Raw genomic sequence first — 16,195 nt, forward strand, 5'->3', positions numbered from 1 at the left:
CCGGCCTCCCTAACAACTCCGAGGGATAGCCCGGCTCTTTTTCAGGTCAGGCTATGCAGCCACTCGATAAAGGCGTCGATTTTCGGCCACTGGCGGCCCGGCAGGGTGGTCACGTAATAATGCTGATGGCATTTCAGCGTCATATCGCCGAACGGCGCGATAAGCTCGCCGCTCTCTAACCGCTTCTGCACCAGCCGTTTACGCCCCATCGCTACCCCGACATGATTCATCGCCGCAATCACCGCTAAATCAGAACGATCGAAGCCAATGCCCGACGATTGCGGCAGTTCAATCCCAAATTGTTGTGCCCAACTGAACCATTCATCGGTGCCGGAATCATTGCTCCATGCCTGGCGATCGTGAAGCAGCGTACAGTGGCGCAGATTGGCAGGATTTGACGTTAACTGCAGCTGGCGGGCGTAATACGGCGTACATACCGGCACGATCGCCTCATCCATCAGAAAATGGTGGCTTAGCTGCGACGACGGCGCGTCATCAAAATAGATTGCCAGATCGATACCCGCCCGCTGCAGGTTGACGTTATCGTTGCCGGTCAGCACGGTCAGCGAGATGGCCGGGTAGCGGCGACTGAAATCCCCCAGCGCCGGCACCAGCCAGCACTGGGCGATAGAGGGCCGCGAGTAGACCGTCAGACTGCCGGAGAGCTCCTGGTTTTTGATGTCCAGAATCTCCTGATTGAGACCATCCAGCGACGCCTTCAGCGCCCAGTAAACGCGCTTCCCTTCACGCGTCAGCTCCACTTTGCGGTGCGAGCGGACAAAGAGCTGGATCCCCAGCTCCTCTTCCAACTGATTAATCCGGTGACTGACGGCGCTTGGGGTGAGCGCCAGCTCGTCGGCGGCAAGGGCGAACGACTCGTGCCGCGCCGCCACCTCAAACGTCGACAGCCTGGAGAGTTGCCAGCCGTTCAGCAACCGGGTACCTAAGGTTTTTAGCACATCCATTATGCGCTCCTGGCGATAATAGGGAGTCTGGATGATAAAAAAATAATGCCGGAACTTCCGCTAAAGGATGAGTTAATTTGACCCATAGCATATTTAGAGGTCACTTTTAGAGCTAAATCACCTTTTTGATTCAATTTGGCTCATCTGAAAGGTCATTTATATCGTTTGTCAGCCCATGCCGAGTTTCTGTTCAATAACCACACGTTACTTACGGCGAGGTGGGGTATGGAATCGCAAATTTGGGTTGTGAGCACATTGCTGATTAGCATCGTGTTAATTGTATTAACCATCGTCAAACTGAAGTTTCATCCGTTTCTGGCGCTGCTGCTGGCGAGCTTTTTCGTCGGTGCGATGATGGGAATGGGCCCGCTGGAGATGGTCAACGCCATTGAGAGCGGGATCGGCGGTACGCTGGGCTTCCTGGCGGCGGTGATCGGTCTCGGCACCATTCTCGGCAAGATGATGGAGGTCTCCGGCGCGGCGGAGCGCATCGGCCTGACGCTCCAGCGCTGCCGCTGGCTGTCGGCGGATGTGATTATGGTGCTGGTCGGCCTGATCTGCGGCATTACCCTGTTTGTCGAAGTCGGGGTGGTGCTGCTGATCCCGCTGGCATTCTCCATCGCCAAAAAAACCAATACTTCGCTGCTGAAGCTGGCTATTCCGCTGTGTACCGCGCTGATGGCGGTGCACTGCGTGGTACCGCCGCATCCGGCCGCGCTGTTCGTGGCGAATAAACTGGGCGCTGATATCGGGACGGTTATCGTCTATGGCCTGCTGGTCGGTCTGATCGCCTCGCTGGTCGGCGGCCCGCTGTTCCTCAGGCTGCTCGGCAACCGCCTGCCGTTTAAACCAGTGCCAGCCGAGTTTTCCAACCTCGACGTTCGCGAAGAATCGACGCTGCCGTCGCTCGGCGCTACGCTGTTTACCGTGCTGTTACCGATTGGCCTGATGCTGGTGAAAACCGTCGCTGAACTGAATATGGCGAAAGGCGGCACGCTGTATACAGTGCTGGAATTTATCGGCAACCCCATCACCGCGATGTTTATCGCCGTCTTTGTCGCCTATTACATGCTCGGCATCCGTCGGCAAATGGGGATGGGCGTTCTGCTGACTCATACCGAAAACGGCTTTGGGTCCATCGCCAACATCCTGCTGATTATCGGCGCCGGCGGCGCATTCAACGCGATTTTGAAATCCAGCGGCCTGGCCGATAGCCTCGCGGTGATCCTGTCGAACCTTGATATGCACCCGATTTTGCTGGCCTGGCTGGTGGCGCTTATCCTGCACGCCGCCGTTGGCTCCGCCACCGTGGCGATGATGGGCGCTACCGCCATCGTTGCCCCGATGCTGCCGCTTTATCCCGGCGTAAGCCCGGAGATCATCGCCATTGCCATCGGTTCCGGCGCCATTGGCTGCACGATCGTCACCGATTCCCTGTTCTGGCTGGTAAAACAGTACTGCGGCGCCAGCCTCAGTGAAACGTTCAAGTACTACACGACAGCGACATTTATCGCGTCGCTACTTGCACTGGCCGCCACCTTCCTGCTTTCTTTCATCATCTAAGCGAACGAGACGTAATATGAAAAACGCTGACCTGACCACCTTAACCGCGACCTTCCCGCTTGTGCAGGATCTGATCGCCCTGAAAGAAACTACCTGGTTTAACCCGGCAACCACCACCCTGGCGGAGGGGTTGCCTTACGTCGGTCTGACCGCCGACGATGTGCAAGACGCCCATGCCCGCCTTCAGCGCTTCGCGCCCTATCTGGCGGCAGCCTTCCCGGAAACCGCCGCGAGCTGCGGGATTATCGAATCAGAAGTGGTTGCCATTCCGGCAATGAAACGCAGCCTTGAGCAAAAATTCGGCCAGCCAATTAGCGGCGAACTGCTGCTGAAAAAAGACAGCCATCTGCCAATCTCCGGCTCAATCAAAGCGCGCGGTGGGATTTATGAAGTGCTGACCCATGCGGAAAAGCTGGCGCTGGAAGCCGGGCTGCTGACGACCGCAGACGATTATCGCAAATTGCTGACGCCGGAGTTTAAACAGTTCTTTAGCCAGTTCAGCATCGCCGTCGGCTCCACCGGCAACCTTGGGATGTCGATAGGCATCATGAGCGCGCGCATTGGTTTTCAAGTCACGGTGCATATGTCCGCCGATGCCAGGGCGTGGAAAAAAGCCAAACTGCGCAGCCACGGCGTAACGGTGGTTGAGTATGAAGAGGACTATGGCGTGGCGGTCGAACAGGGGCGCAAGGCAGCGGAATCCGATCCGAACTGCTTTTTCATTGATGATGAAAACTCACGCACGCTGTTCCTCGGCTATGCCGTAGCCGGCGAGCGCCTGAAGGCGCAGTTTGCCAAAGCAGGGCGCGTGGTCGATGCCGATCACCCGCTGTTCGTCTATCTGCCGTGCGGCGTCGGCGGCGGCCCCGGCGGCGTGGCATTTGGCCTGAAGCTGGCCTTCGGCGACCACGTTCACTGCCTGTTCGCCGAACCGACCCATTCGCCATGCATGCTGCTCGGCGTCTATACCGGGCTCCACGACCAGATAGCGGTGCAGGATTTAGGTATTGATAACCTGACCGCGGCCGACGGTCTGGCGGTCGGCAGGGCGTCCGGGTTCGTTGGCCGGGCAATGGAGCGCCTGCTCGACGGGTTCTATACCCTTGACGACCAGACGATGTATGACATGCTGGGCTGGCTGGCGGCAGCGGAAAATATCCGCCTTGAACCCTCCGCGCTGGCCGGGATGGCCGGAGCGCAGCGGGTCTGCGCCAGCAAAGCGTACCATCAGCTGCAGGGGCTGAGTGAGCAACAGCTGCAGCAGGCCACCCACCTGGTGTGGGCCACCGGCGGCGGCATGGTGCCGGAAGAGGAGATGGCGCAGTACCTGGCGAAGGGGCGCTAATCTTTAGCGCAGCAGCGGCATCAGCGCCTCTGGTGGCCGCTGCTGTCGTCGCAGGTCCCGCATCACTCGCATATAGGGCCCGCTAAAATCGTAGAACTGCCGGTAACCCGCGCACAGCGGGTCTTCCTGTTCGCCACAGCGGCACAGGCGCAGCCACGGGCAGCCGTAGCAGGTGCTGTTGGCCGCCGGCGCGCCTGGCTGGGTCAGCGTCTCCCCACACCAGGCGCTCAGCGTCTCGCTAAACAGTAAAATATTGATGCGCCCAATATCTTCCCGCACCCAGCGGTGAAAGACTGCGCAGAGAAACTCTCCCCAAAGCGCGGCGTCGCCGGCCGCCAGCTGCGGAATAAAATGGATAGCGGTGAGCCCCTGTTGACGAAGCTGTGCATAGAACGCCTGCGGTTGATGGCAATGATGCGCCTCCACCACGACAGCCTGAAAGGGAGTGTCATGTTGCTGGCCGGGGGCATGAGTGAGAGGCAAATTCGCCGGACATCCTGTCATGACATATCCCTAATGAATAAAACGATCGGTTGAAGGTGAGTAACAGCAAACAGGAATGCCAGAGAAAGTACTGCGAGTGCGATCAAAAATTTGTCACGAACCGCCCGCGGCTGTAAAAAATCGCTATCGTCGACATCCATCAGATGACGACGGCGGGTATAGCCCCAGAGGATCACCGCCACAATCGCCAGCACGCCGATCGACAGCCAGAACGGCAGGCCGGCGCGGTGCCAGCTGTGCTTAATCGCCAGCGCCATCAGCGCGCCGTAGCCCAACAGGGTGCGAAACCAGGCCAGCGAGGTGCGCTCTGGCTGAAGACCGGGATCGCTTTCCCGCCGCGCCCGGCGTTTATCCGCCATACACCACCAGCAGCATCACCGCGGCCACCACCGCCAGCAGCAGAATGCTAATCACCAGCAGCGTGCGGGTATAGGGAAGGTCCTGCTTGAGACGCATCGCCTTCTCGTTATTCAGCCAGCGCAGATAGCCATAGATGGCCATGCCGCCGGCAAAGAGACACAGCAGCAGGGCGAGAATTTCACGGATCAGCGGCGTGGCAAAGTCCGGCGCTAACTGGTCAAGGCCGACGCCGGCGGCGAGAAAACCGAGCGCCGTGCGGATCCATGCCAGAAAGGTGCGTTCGTTAGCCAGCGAAAAGCGGTAATCCGGCGCTTCGCCGAGGCGGGAGATTTTCATTACAGTTCCTTGTTCATCGCGCTGCAGGCTTCAGCATAGCGTAAATCAGGAACCGGGGAGAAGAACCGGCGCCCCGCAGGGCGCCGGTATTACAACGGGGATTAATGCAGCTCAGGCCAGTAATCTTTGTTGGCGGCAATGAGGTCGTCGAGGATCGCTTTCGCCACCGAGGCGCTCGGCACGGTTTTCGACAGGGTAATCGCCTGCCACAGCTTGTGGTAAGAGCGCTGTTCCCAGGCATCGACCACCAGTTTTTCCACTGCCACCTGCTGGCTCATCAGCCCTTTCTGGAAATGCGGGATGTCGCCTACCGTCAGCGGCTCCGGTCCGTTGTGGCCTACCAGACAAGGGATCTCCACCATCGCGTCGGCGTCAAAGTTATGGATCGCGCCATTGTTCGGCACAATCAGCAGCATCCTTTCCTGCGTGTTAAAGGCGATAGCCGTCGCCAGATCGACGATATAGGAGGCATGCTCGTCAATCTCCAGATCGCCGGCGGTGGATTTCCCGGCGGCGATGATCGCCCGGCAGGCGCTGAAGACGTTTTTCTCCCGATGATCCATCACCTCATTGGCGCGGGTGCGTTCCGGGTTGGAGTGGGCTACCACATAGTCCGGGAACAGATAATATTTCAGGTAGGTGTTCGGCATGGTCTGCGGATCCAGCGCCTGCACATCTTTCGCTTTGGCAAAGGTGTCGTTCCAGCTGGCCTCGGTGTGCGGATCGTTCGAGGGCGGCACATAGCCGTATTTCGCCACATATTCGCGCAGTTTCGGCATCAAATCATTGCCGTCGAGGTCCTCAATCGAGGTCCACCAGCCGAAATGGTTGAGGCCGTAGTAGCGCACGCGCATCTGTTTACGGTCTTTGAGGCCGACAATCTGCGCCATCCGCCCTTCAATGCCGATCGGCATATCGCAGATGTTGAGGATTTTGGCGTTCGGCCGCAGACGACGAGTGGCTTCCGCCACAATCGCCGCCGGGTTGGAGTAGTTAAGCATCCAGGCGTTCGGCGAATATTTTTCCATATAATCCACCAGCTCCAGCACGCCGCCGATAGAGCGCATACCGTAGGCGATCCCGCCCGGTCCGCAGGTCTCCTGGCCCAGCACGCCGTGGCGTAGCGGGATTTTCTCATCCTGTTCACGCATCGGATATTTCCCGACGCGGATATGCGCCATGACAAAATCAACATCAGTAAACGCCGCCTGCGGATCGGTGGTATAGCTGAACTCAATCTCCGGCGCCTGCTCTTTGAGGATCACTTTGCACGCCTCGGCGATGGTCTCCTGGCGCGCGCCGTCGTTGTCGTAAAATTTCAGCGACCGCAGCGGAAAACGATCCTGGTTTGCCAGCAGCATCAGGACAATGCCCGGGGTGAAGGTGCTGCCGCCGCCTGCGATAACAACTGAGAATTTTTTCATGATACTGCCTCCGTCATGGTGGTATGTTCGGTCGAAAGAGAATCTTTCATCAGGTTTTCCAGCTGGTCGCGCACCTGGGGAACGTGCAGGCCGACGATGACCTGAATCCCGTTGCCGCGGCGTACTACCCCGTGGGCGCCCAGCGCTTTAAAGACGTCGTCACTTTGCGTTTTCGCCATATCGACCAGCGCGATGCGCAGTCGGGTGGCGCAGTTGTTGATGCTTTCAATGTTGTCGGCGCCGCCGAGGGCCTGCAGGAAGCCAGCGGCCTGACCCAGCCGGGTCTCTGGCGCGGCGGCGGCCGTGGTTTTACCTCGTGCCGCCTGGTAATCGGCCTTGCTGTAGAGCTTGATTTCGCTCTCTTCCCGGCCAGGCGTCTTCAGGTTCAGACGCAGGATCAGGGTACGGAAGACTACGAAGTAGAGGGCAGTGAAACAGAGGCCGATGCCTATCTGAATGAACATCATCGAAGCGTGGTGATGGAACATTGGGATCCAGTTTTGCGGCAAGAATTGATCGAGCAGGCCGCCGCCGAAGTTGCCTACCACCCCGCAGATGTACATCACCGTCGCCATAGTCGCCGCCAGCACCGCGTGAACGGCGAACAGCAGCGGCGAGATGAAGAGGAAGGTGAACTCCAGCGGCTCAGTGATCCCGACCAGCATCGCGGTCAGGGTGGCGGGGATGAGCAGTCCGGCGACCTTGACGCGGTTTTCCGGCGCGGCAGTGAAGTAGAGCGCCAGCGCAATCCCCACCGAACCAAACACTTTCGAGTTACCGTGCAGGGCAAAGCCGCCCTCCGGGAACAGCGTCTTCAGCGGTTCCGTACTCTGACTGAACGCCTGCAGATGCTCTGCCCAGTAGACCTGCAGTCCGCCCTCCACCACCGCAGGGCCAAAGATGAACGGGCCATAGACGAAGTGGTGCAGGCCGGTGGGGATCAGGATGCGCTCAAGGAAGATGTAAACCCACACCCCAAGCGCCCCGGCTGAGCGCAGGAAGGCCTGCAGTGATTCAATGCCCAGCTGGACCTTTGGCCAGCCGAGCAGGGTCAGCCAGGCGCAAGGGATCATCGCGAGGAAGGCGACAATGACCACAAACGATGAACCCTGAAAGATGCCGAGGAATACCGGCAGGGGTTTATCGAAATAGCGATTGTGCAGGGCCGTCACCAGACCGGAGATGACGATGGCGCCGATAATGCTGGTGTCGAGGGTTTTAATCCCGGCAATCATCGTCAGGCCGCTGCCGGCCGTGGGTTCAGCGGAAAAATCGACGCCGAAGAAGTGGCCCCAGGTCATCCCCATGGCGTAGATAAAATAGTTCCAGGTGAGAAAGCTCACCAGCACCGCCAGGCAGGCCCGGCCCTGGGCCTGTTTCGCCAGGCCGATCGGCAGACCGACGGCGAAAATCAGCGGCATATTACGAAAGACGGTCCAGCCGCCCTCCTCAATGATGTGAACGATCTGGGCAAACAGGCTGTCGGGTGCGGTCAGCGCTTCGCCGACGAACATCGGGTTGCGCAGCATGATGGCGATACCGACCACGATCCCGGCAAAAGGAAACAGCAAAACCGGGGTAAACATGGCGCCGCCAAAGCGTTGTATTTGACTGAGCATTGGGAAATCCTCATGTAACAACTCGTAGGGTGAGTGGCCTTCTTTTTCTTGATTACCGGCCTGACTGGAGAATAAAAATTTGCCCGTCCGACAACATGCCGCGCCGTTGCGATTCGTGATCCCATTCATGGTTTTAATTTGGCCAAAGTTGTCTACTTCGATAACAAAAGTTAGACATCGATAAGTCAGGCAGCGAAATTAACTAAATGAATGTTTCTTAATCGATTGTAATTAAACAACTTTTTTAGAAAAAAGAGCATAAAGCGACATCCCCTTTTCCTGCACAAGAGGACTACTGGTGATCTACAAATCCATTGCTGACCGCCTGCGGCTGCGGCTGAATTCCGCCGACTTCGCCATCGGCAGCCCGCTACCAGGAGAGAAAAAACTGGCCGAGGAGTTCGGAGTGGCGCGCATGACTATTCGCAAAGCCATCGATCTGCTGGTGGACTGGGGATTGGTTGTGCGTCGCCACGGCTCGGGAACTTACGTGGCGCGTAAAGACGTCCATCATGAAACCAGCAATCTGACCGGCCTGGCGGAAGTGCTGCGCAAGCAGGGTAAAGAGGTGGTGAGTCAGGTGCTGGCCTTCGAGGTGATGCCCGCCCCGCCGGCCATCGCCAGTCTGCTGCGGATTAAAATTGATGAACGGATCTACTTCTCACGGCGGGTGCGCTACGTCGACGGCAAGCCGCTGATGCTGGAGGATAGCTATATGCCGGTGAAGCTGTTCCGCAACCTGTCGCTGAGTCATCTGGAAGGGTCGAAATTTGATTATATTGAGAAAGAGTGCGGGATCATCATCAGCGGGAACTATGAAACGCTGACGCCGGTGCTGGCGGACAAGCAGTTGGCGCGCTCAATGAACGTCCCGGAGCAGACGCCGCTGCTGCGTATTACCTCCCTTTCCTACAGCGACAGCGGCGAGTTTCTTAACTATTCGGTCATGTTCCGCAACGCCAGCGAGTATCAGGTGGACTATCACCTGCGCCGCGTCCAGGCGCAAAGCCCGCTAGCTTAGCCCCCAGAACAGCACGGCGAGTAGCTGCGGGGTGATAATGCGCAGGAACATCACCAGCGGATAGACGGTGGCGTAAGAGAGCGCCGCTGCGCCGCTGGTGGCGTGCAGGTTGTTGGCGAAGGCCAGCGCCGGCGGGTCAGTCATGGAGCCGGCCAGCATGCCGCACAGCGTCAGATAGTTCATTTTCGCCAGCATGCGCGCGAGGATGCCCACCGTCAGCAGCGGGATGGCGGTGATGAAAATGCCGTAAGCGATCCAGCTCAGACCATCGCCCTGGGTCAGGGTGGCGACAAAGTCACCCCCCGATTTTAGCCCGACCACCGCCAGAAACAGCACTATCCCCAGCTCGCGCAGCGCCAGGTTGGCGCTCGGCGGCATAAACCAGTACAGCTTGCCGATACTGCCGATACGCCCAAGGATCAGCGCCATAATCAGCGGCCCACCGGCCAGTCCCAGCTTCAATGCGGCAGGGAAGCCGGGAATAAACAACGGGATAGATCCCAGCAGTACCCCGAGTCCGATGCCGATAAACACCGGCAGCATCTGGACCTGCTGCAGCTTCTGCTGAGCGTTACCCAGTTCGGCGGCCACGGCGTCAATTGCCTCCGGACGGCCGACCAGGTTGAGGATGTCACCAAACTGCAGGCTGGCGCTGCTGCTGGCTACCAGCTCGACGCCTGCCCGGTTAAGCCTGGAGATCACTACGTCATAGCGCTGTTTGACGTGCAGATCGCGTATTTTCTTCCCCAGCACTTTTTCGTTAGTGACCACCACCCGCTCCACTTTCAGATCGGTGCCGCGCGTCGACAGCGAGGTCGCCACCTCCTGGCCTATCACCAGCTGCGCATTGTGCAAATCCTCAGGTCGCCCCACCAGGTGCAGCAGGTCGCCAGCCTGGATAAGGGTGCCCGGCGCAGGCACCATCAACAGCTCGCCACGCTTCAGCCGCGAACAGACGATGTTGTCGCTATTGAGCATCGGCACATCCTGAATCGCCATCTGGTTGAGGTTGGGGTTCTCCACCCGCACGTTAATGGTGTGCAAATGAGCGTGGCCGTTGCCGCTGCTCTCCTCAAACCGCTGGGCCTCTTTCTCGACATTGATGCGAAAGAACAGACGCACCAGCCACATGGTCAGCAGAATGCCGCAGATGCCGAACGGATACGCCATCGCGTAGCTCATCCCCATTTGATCGACCACCTCGAACGGTACGCCGAGATCGCGCAGAATTTGCTGCCCGGCCCCCAGCGCTGGCGTGTTGGTCACCGCACCGGAGAAGATACCGAGCACCACCGGGAGAGGAATATTGAACAGTTTATGCAGCACCGCGGTCACCAGGCCGCCGAGGATAACGATAAGAATAGCGAACAGATTGAGCCGCAGGCCAGAGACCCGCAGCGAGGCGAAAAAGCCCGGCCCCACCTGAATACCGATGGTGTAGACAAACAGGATCAAGCCGAATTCCTGAATAAAATGCAGCATCGGGCTGCTGAGGGCGACGCCCGCCTGATCGACAAAGTGGCCGACAATAATCCCGCCAAACAGGACGCCGCCAATGCCAAAGCCGACGCCGCGGATTTTGACATTGCCGATCCACAACCCAACCACCGCCACCAGCGCCAGCACGCTGACCGTCAATGCTATCTCACTCATGGTACCGTCCCTGTGAATAACATTATTATTAACAGGGATTATGACCGCGGCCAGGCGGATTGTATGCCGCCTGGCGCACAATAATCATGGAGTAAGATACGCTACTCAGGCGCGTTCTTATTTTTCGCTGCGATAGTGAGTTGCTGAATACTTTTCTCCGGGGAAGGAAGTGCTTCAGGCATAGTGCCACCCAGGTCTTTAATAGTCTGGCGTACTTTTTGCCCTACGTCATAATGCGTTTTGTTGGCGAGTTGCTTCGAATCAACCGCGTCCCGACGTAGTTTTTCTTCCGTTTGGGTAGCACGAAACAGGTTGGCCGCGGCTCAGTCGATCCCATATAGTCGAGTATTTTTTGGCTTTTCTTTAGGCCCTTACGCTCATGGATTGCTTTTTGGTCAAGACCACCATAGAGACCTTTATAACCATGGTTTTGAAAGACAGCAAAATCAAGAGTCGTCTCAACACCAGCACGTTGGGCCGTTTCAACCAGATGTTTATTATGCTCTTTGAGCTCATTGCGAAGGAACAGTCGCTTTTCATCCTCTCGTAGAGACTTAAATATTTGATCATCTTGCAATTCCTGGCGCCGGGTTTGCAAGGCTAAGTACGTTTGCCCCGCAGCAATCACCGGTTTCGACGGATCGCCATTTTGCACTACCAGATAGCAGGCGTAGCGTGAGAGGTGGAAATCTTCAAGATTCCTGCTGGCGCCAGAACCTAATTCGACCATTTTGTTGGTTTCAACAAAATGGTCTGCCGAGGGATGACCACTCGCCTCACATGAAATTATCGCTTTTGCAATGACCTTATAAAAATTCCGCCACTCTTTATAGTCAAGCAGGGGACCAAGGTTGCGGGCAGACCAATACTCCCGCCCCGCCTCATCGCTCTTTCTAATCGCTTCAAATGGCTGCTGTTCGTTCATAACGTATCCTTGTTTGAGTGAGTCCCAAAGTATGATTGTTTTTTAAACTGAAACACCCGTTGCAGCAAGGAAGTTTATTGTGCTCTCGCACACAAAAAAGCCCCGAAAATCGGGGCCTTATAAGTTATTCGCTTAATTAACTATTTAATGCCGGTCGTTCGCTGATGGCGATACGCTGCGGGGCGATCTGCTCAGGCTCATTGCGGGTCAGATCGATATGCAGCAGGCCATTGGTGAAGGTCGCGCCTGAGACCTCCATGTTGTCGGCGAGGGTGAAGCTCAGGCTGAAGGCCTGGCTCACCAACCCCTGGTGCAGCCATGTGGTCTCTTTTTCCGGCTGCTGCGGCGTGCCTTTCACCACCAGACGGGTGCCTTCCAGTTGAATATCCAGATCTTCCTGACGGAAACCGGCCAGCGCAAGGATAATGCGGTAGTGGTTATCGTCGCTTTTTTCGATGTTATAGGGCGGGAAGCTTTGGCTTTCACCGGCGGTTTGCAGGGCGCTGGCCAGTTTGTCAAAACCGATCCATTGACGCAGCAGGGGGGATAAATCGTAGTTACGCATACTGTTTTCTCCTTCTAAGAAGCGAGTGAATACCTGCGAATTCTGTAAATTCGCATCTGCTCCCTGACGGCGAGCAGGTTGTTACATCAGGCCGCCACGCGGCCTGAAACGGACAATTAGTTGATTTCGATGCGGCGCGGCTTGTTCGCTTCCGGGATCACCCGTTCCAGATCGATATACAGCAGGCCGTTCACCAGATTGGCGCCGCGGACGTGAATGTTTTCCGCCAGCTGGAATTTGCGCTCGAAGTTGCGCTCGGCGATCCCCTGATACAGGTAGGTCCGCTCTTTCTGCTCGGCGGCGTGGGCGCCTTTGACGATCAGCAGATTGTCCTGGGCAGTGATCTCCAGCTCGCTTTCAGCAAAGCCAGCCACCGCGATAGCGATGCGATAGTGGTTTTCGTCTACCAGCTCGACGTTATACGGAGGGTAGCCGCCGTTGCTCTGGCTTTGATTGTTTTCCAGCAGGTTGAACAGGCGGTCGAAACCAATGGCTGAACGATATAGCGGGGAAAGATCGAAGTTACGCATAGTAAATAGCTCCTGAAAATCAGCGAGAATCAAATGACCTTCCATCGTGGACAGGCCGCGGTAATCCGGAATACCCCTCAGGCGTATTCTCAGTGGGTTACACCTATAAAATGGGTTTCTCCCCGTGCTTTTCAAGGGATTGAGGGCAATTTTTTTTGCAGTTTATCGATGATTGCTTAGACTGGGTGGAGGAGCACAAAAAGCAAAGTGCGATGCCCGCCACAGTGCGGCGCAATAACACTATGCATTCACGGGATGGCCCGATATAACCGCTGAAAGGTTATCTCAACGCCCGAAACGACAATGGAAGAACAATGAAAAGCAGACGACTGTTAAAGCTGGTCCTGTTCAGCGGGATAATAAGCCTGAGCGGTTGCTCCAGCGTAATGTCACATACCGGTGGCAAAGAGGGAACCTATCCGGGCACGCGATCCAGTGCGCAAACGCTGGGGGACAGCGATACCAACTGGGGTGTGAAATCGCTGGTGGCGCTGGACATGCCGTTCACCGCCGTCATGGATACCCTGCTGCTGCCGTGGGATATGTTCCGCACCGACAGCTCAATCAAATCTCGGGTCGAAAAGAGCGAGAAGGCTACGCTGGCGACCAACTCGGTGATCCCGCCAGCGCCGATGCCTGCCCAGTAAGTTATCGTCCGGTCTGCGTAACCCACAGCTGACGATAAACGTCCACCTCCTCCATCCAGGCAATCTGTTTACCGTCTGGCGAAAAGACGATCGCGTCCGCCGAGGGCGCATGCGCATGCGTATCGGTTAAAAAGGTGATATCTCCCGTACCGGCATGGCAGCAGGCAATCCGATCCTCCAGCGCAAAACCCAGCCACTCTCCCGACGGATGCCAGTTAAACGCCGACTGGATACCCGACGCGTGATGCGTCAACTGCCGCGGCTCGCCCCCCTGCGGGGAAATAAGCCACAGCTGCACTACGCCGGCGTCGTCGCGCATCAGAAAGGCTATCGCCGTCGCCTGGGGATTGGCGCGCACCCAGTGGCGCGGGACGTTCACCAGTCCCGGGTAGCGGCGATGGTGGGTGAAGGTCAAACGACGCTGGCTGACGCCCGCCGGCGGCGCCGGCATTGTGGTTGCGGTACCGGCCAGCGGCGCCCCGCCAGGCTGCTTCCAGCCGGCTTCATCCTGCGGCAGATCGACAATAAACAGCTCAGGCACTTTATCGCCATTTTCCGCCAGCGTATCGCCAATAAACGCCAGAGTATGGTTCCCGACCCAGCCCTCCTCATAGGCGCGATTAATCTCATCGCTGCCCGGCGCGGGTGCCGGCGTCGTGCGGCTTACCAGCACGCACCAGTGGCTGCCGCCATATTCGCGCGGATGCTGTCCCTGCGGCGTCACCGGTCCATAGGGCGCCGCCACGCCGACGTTGCGCAGATCCAGCGCCGGATCGCGCTCGTGCAGCACGTGATCGTTGTAGGTAAAACTGACAAACTGACCGTTGGGGCTATAGACATGGACGTGGCTGCCGCCGCGCAGCGCGCCGGGCGTGTAGGGGGGGGTAATGTCCATGGCGTCCAGATTCTCGACAGCCCCCTGAAAGGCCACCACCCCGCGGCGATGATGAAAATCATACTGCCACTGCGCATCCGGCCGCTCGGGGCCATGAATAAACACATAGCGCTCCTGGGTTGGATGCACGGTTACCACGCCCACGTGCGCGCCCTGCGTGGCACGATAAATGGTCTCCACAGTACCGCTGTTTACGTTCACTCGCTCAATGGTTTCGCCGGTAAACGATGCGCCGGACGGACGAACGTCGAATACCAGCCACTGGCTGTCGGGAGTCCAGGTATTAATATTGGTAAGCTGGTGATGACGGGGAGCAAAAGTGACTTGTTTCATGACGATACCCTGATGCGAGACTTACGCATCAGGGTAGCGTATCGCAAAAAATTAGCCTACACGTTTCACATCGCCGACCAGCAGGATATAAGACAGCGCGCCTATTAACGCCACCACGGAGATATAAACCAGCGCCGGGCCAAAGCCGTAATCCTGCGCCAGATAGCCAATCACCAGCGGGACGGTGATGCCGCCCAGGCCGCCAACAAAGTTAAACACCCCGCCGGTCAGGCCGATCAGGCGCATCGGCGCCAGGGAGGAGACCAGCGACCAGGTGATAGACGCAAAACCGTTACCGAAGAACGCCAGCGCCATCAGCGCCATGATCCAGATGGGGTCGTTGGTGTAGTTTGCCCCCATGATGCAGGTGGAGATCAACAGTCCACAGATGATCGGCGTTTTGCGCGCCACGCCCAGCGAGTAGCCTTTTTTCACCAGCTTATCCGCCAGCCAACCAGACAGCAGGACGCCAAAAAACGCGGCGAGGAAGGGCACCGTGGTCATAAAGCCGGCCTTCAGCGCGGTGATGCCTTTTTCCTGGGTTAAGTAGTTCGGAAACCAGGTCAGGAAGAACCACAGCGTCGAGGTTACCGCGAACTGTCCAAGGTAAACGCCAACCAGCTTGCGGTGAAAAACCAGCTTCCAGTCCGCTTTCGATAACGGTTGACGCGCCTCTTTCTTCACCGGCGCATCGCCATCCACCAGGCCGCCGCCGTCGCGGATATAGTCGAGTTCGGCTTTACTGATGCTTTTAGTCAGGCGCGGCGGTTGATAAACCTTGAACCAGATCAGCGACCAGATAATGCCGATACCGCCGGTAACGATAAACACCCAGTGCCAGCTCAATAGCTCCTGGATCCAGATCAGCAGCGGCGTGAGGAAAGCCAGACCCACAAATTGCCCCGAGGTATAAAACCCGACGGCGGAAGCGCGCTCGTGCTCCGGGAACCAGCTGGTCACCATGCGGTTGTTGGTCGGGAAGGCTGGCGCTTCGAAGATGCCGGTAATGGCGCGTAAACCGATAAGCGACATTAAACCGGTGGCGAAGCCTTGTAGCAACGTCGCCACCGACCAGCCAAATATAGCGATAAAGTAGGTAAGCCTGGATCCCACGCGGTCAAGGAACCAACCGCCAGGGATCTGGCAGAGGGTATACAGCCAGGCAAAGGCGGAAAATACGTAGCCCATTTCCGCTTTGCTAATACCAAACTCCTCCTGAATATGCGCCGAGGCGACGGCGAGGTTGGCACGGTCAACATAACAAATAACCACGGTAATAAAGATCATGATGAGCGTCAGATAACGGCGACGCCCGGTTTTTACAGCGGTAACTGAAATATCCATCGCAATCTGTCTCCAGATTTTGGGCATAGCGAAGCCGCTCACCATGCCCGGTAATTTACAGAGGGTGTTTTTGTTTTTTATTAATAACTATGTTGCGATGCGCTAAATAATTCGTGCTGGGGAAAGGCGGCAAATTTTCGCATCCCTGGGAGCATACAATAGTATG

16 protein-coding genes, 1 pseudogene and 1 other annotated feature are annotated in these 16,195 nt (G+C 57.3%); of the genes and pseudogenes, 4 read left to right on the top strand and 13 right to left on the bottom strand.

The annotated features are described in order from the left end of the window. Positions 1-41 precede the first annotated feature (41 nt). Together dsdC and KHQ23_RS12335 are read right to left on the bottom strand one after the other, a co-directional pair. Positions 42-965: a DNA-binding transcriptional regulator DsdC gene (gene dsdC, locus KHQ23_RS12330; protein ID WP_004188006.1), complete on the bottom strand. Its 924-nt coding sequence runs from the start codon at positions 963-965 to the stop codon at positions 42-44. Then, positions 965-1,099: a hypothetical protein gene (locus KHQ23_RS12335; protein WP_004150275.1), complete on the bottom strand. Its 135-nt coding sequence runs from the start codon at positions 1,097-1,099 to the stop codon at positions 965-967. Before KHQ23_RS12335 ends, dsdC begins: the two co-directional genes overlap by 1 nt. A gap of 91 nt (positions 1,100-1,190) precedes the next feature. On the opposite strand from KHQ23_RS12335, the gene dsdX reads away from it, so the two are divergent. Further along, on the top strand, positions 1,191-2,528 hold the full coding sequence (gene dsdX / locus KHQ23_RS12340; RefSeq protein ID WP_004173855.1) for a D-serine transporter DsdX: 1,338 nt from the start codon (positions 1,191-1,193) through the stop codon (positions 2,526-2,528). Between the two features lie 16 nt (positions 2,529-2,544). Next, complete coding sequence (gene dsdA / locus KHQ23_RS12345; RefSeq protein ID WP_002923300.1) at positions 2,545-3,873, top strand: D-serine ammonia-lyase; 1,329 nt, start codon at positions 2,545-2,547, stop codon at positions 3,871-3,873. A gap of 3 nt (positions 3,874-3,876) precedes the next feature. Here dsdA and KHQ23_RS12350 read toward each other — a convergent pair whose 3' ends face one another. The 5 genes from KHQ23_RS12350 to KHQ23_RS12370 all read right to left on the bottom strand — a co-directional run bounded on the left by KHQ23_RS12350 (position 3,877) and on the right by KHQ23_RS12370 (position 8,116). Next, complete coding sequence (locus KHQ23_RS12350; protein ID WP_002923302.1) at positions 3,877-4,299, bottom strand: hypothetical protein; 423 nt, start codon at positions 4,297-4,299, stop codon at positions 3,877-3,879. A gap of 74 nt (positions 4,300-4,373) precedes the next feature. Next, entirely contained in the window at positions 4,374-4,736 is a 363-nt protein-coding gene (locus KHQ23_RS12355) for a DUF202 domain-containing protein (protein WP_002923304.1), read from the bottom strand. After that, a complete protein-coding gene (locus KHQ23_RS12360; protein WP_002923305.1) occupies positions 4,726-5,073 on the bottom strand; it encodes a YidH family protein in 348 nt (115 codons plus the stop codon). Before KHQ23_RS12360 ends, KHQ23_RS12355 begins: the two co-directional genes overlap by 11 nt. Before the next feature lie 101 nt (positions 5,074-5,174). Next, positions 5,175-6,497, bottom strand: coding sequence for a 6-phospho-alpha-glucosidase (locus tag KHQ23_RS12365; RefSeq protein WP_002923306.1), 1,323 nt, complete (start codon positions 6,495-6,497; stop codon positions 5,175-5,177). Next, the gene (locus KHQ23_RS12370; protein ID WP_047694013.1) at positions 6,494-8,116 is read right to left on the bottom strand and encodes an alpha-glucoside-specific PTS transporter subunit IIBC; all 1,623 of its coding nucleotides are present in this window, start codon (positions 8,114-8,116) and stop codon (positions 6,494-6,496) included. Before KHQ23_RS12370 ends, KHQ23_RS12365 begins: the two co-directional genes overlap by 4 nt. A 298-nt stretch (positions 8,117-8,414) precedes the next feature. On the opposite strand from KHQ23_RS12370, the gene KHQ23_RS12375 reads away from it, so the two are divergent. Further along, positions 8,415-9,137, top strand: coding sequence for a GntR family transcriptional regulator (locus KHQ23_RS12375; RefSeq protein WP_004151520.1), 723 nt, complete (start codon positions 8,415-8,417; stop codon positions 9,135-9,137). Here KHQ23_RS12375 and KHQ23_RS12380 read toward each other — a convergent pair. From KHQ23_RS12380 to ibpA, 4 genes and pseudogenes are all read right to left on the bottom strand, one after another. Further along, positions 9,129-10,790 (bottom strand): putative transporter, encoded by a 1,662-nt coding sequence (locus KHQ23_RS12380; protein WP_009485050.1) that lies wholly within the window; start codon positions 10,788-10,790, stop codon positions 9,129-9,131. The two genes, KHQ23_RS12375 and KHQ23_RS12380, sit on opposite strands and share 9 nt — an antisense overlap. A 101-nt stretch (positions 10,791-10,891) precedes the next feature. Beyond that, positions 10,892-11,715, bottom strand: a pseudogene (dinD, locus tag KHQ23_RS12385) (DNA damage-inducible protein D). A gap of 136 nt (positions 11,716-11,851) precedes the next feature. Next, on the bottom strand, positions 11,852-12,280 hold the full coding sequence (gene ibpB, locus KHQ23_RS12390) for a small heat shock chaperone IbpB (RefSeq protein WP_038992266.1): 429 nt from the start codon (positions 12,278-12,280) through the stop codon (positions 11,852-11,854). 116 nt (positions 12,281-12,396) lie between these two features. Beyond that, entirely contained in the window at positions 12,397-12,810 is a 414-nt protein-coding gene (gene ibpA / locus KHQ23_RS12395; RefSeq protein WP_004151523.1) for a small heat shock chaperone IbpA, read from the bottom strand. Then, positions 12,804-12,879 (bottom strand) — a sequence feature (ROSE (Repression Of Heat Shock gene Expression) occurs in the 5'-region of heat shock genes and acts as an RNA thermometer to modulate expression.). Its footprint overlaps the gene before it by 7 nt. Positions 12,880-13,124: 245 nt before the next feature. Between ibpA and KHQ23_RS12400 the strand changes: the two genes are divergently transcribed. Then, positions 13,125-13,457: a YceK/YidQ family lipoprotein gene (locus KHQ23_RS12400; protein ID WP_004151524.1), complete on the top strand. Its 333-nt coding sequence runs from the start codon at positions 13,125-13,127 to the stop codon at positions 13,455-13,457. 1 nt (position 13,458) lies between these two features. Here the strand turns inward: KHQ23_RS12400 and KHQ23_RS12405 are convergent, their stop codons facing one another. Next, complete coding sequence (locus tag KHQ23_RS12405) at positions 13,459-14,685, bottom strand: DUF3748 domain-containing protein (RefSeq protein ID WP_025367791.1); 1,227 nt, start codon at positions 14,683-14,685, stop codon at positions 13,459-13,461. Between the two features lie 51 nt (positions 14,686-14,736). Then, the gene (locus KHQ23_RS12410) at positions 14,737-16,074 is read right to left on the bottom strand and encodes an MFS transporter (protein ID WP_004150285.1); all 1,338 of its coding nucleotides are present in this window, start codon (positions 16,072-16,074) and stop codon (positions 14,737-14,739) included. Positions 16,075-16,195 lie beyond the last annotated feature (121 nt).

This window comes from Klebsiella sp. 64, assembly GCF_018223915.1.
GTDB classification, from domain to species: domain Bacteria; phylum Pseudomonadota; class Gammaproteobacteria; order Enterobacterales; family Enterobacteriaceae; genus Klebsiella; species Klebsiella pneumoniae.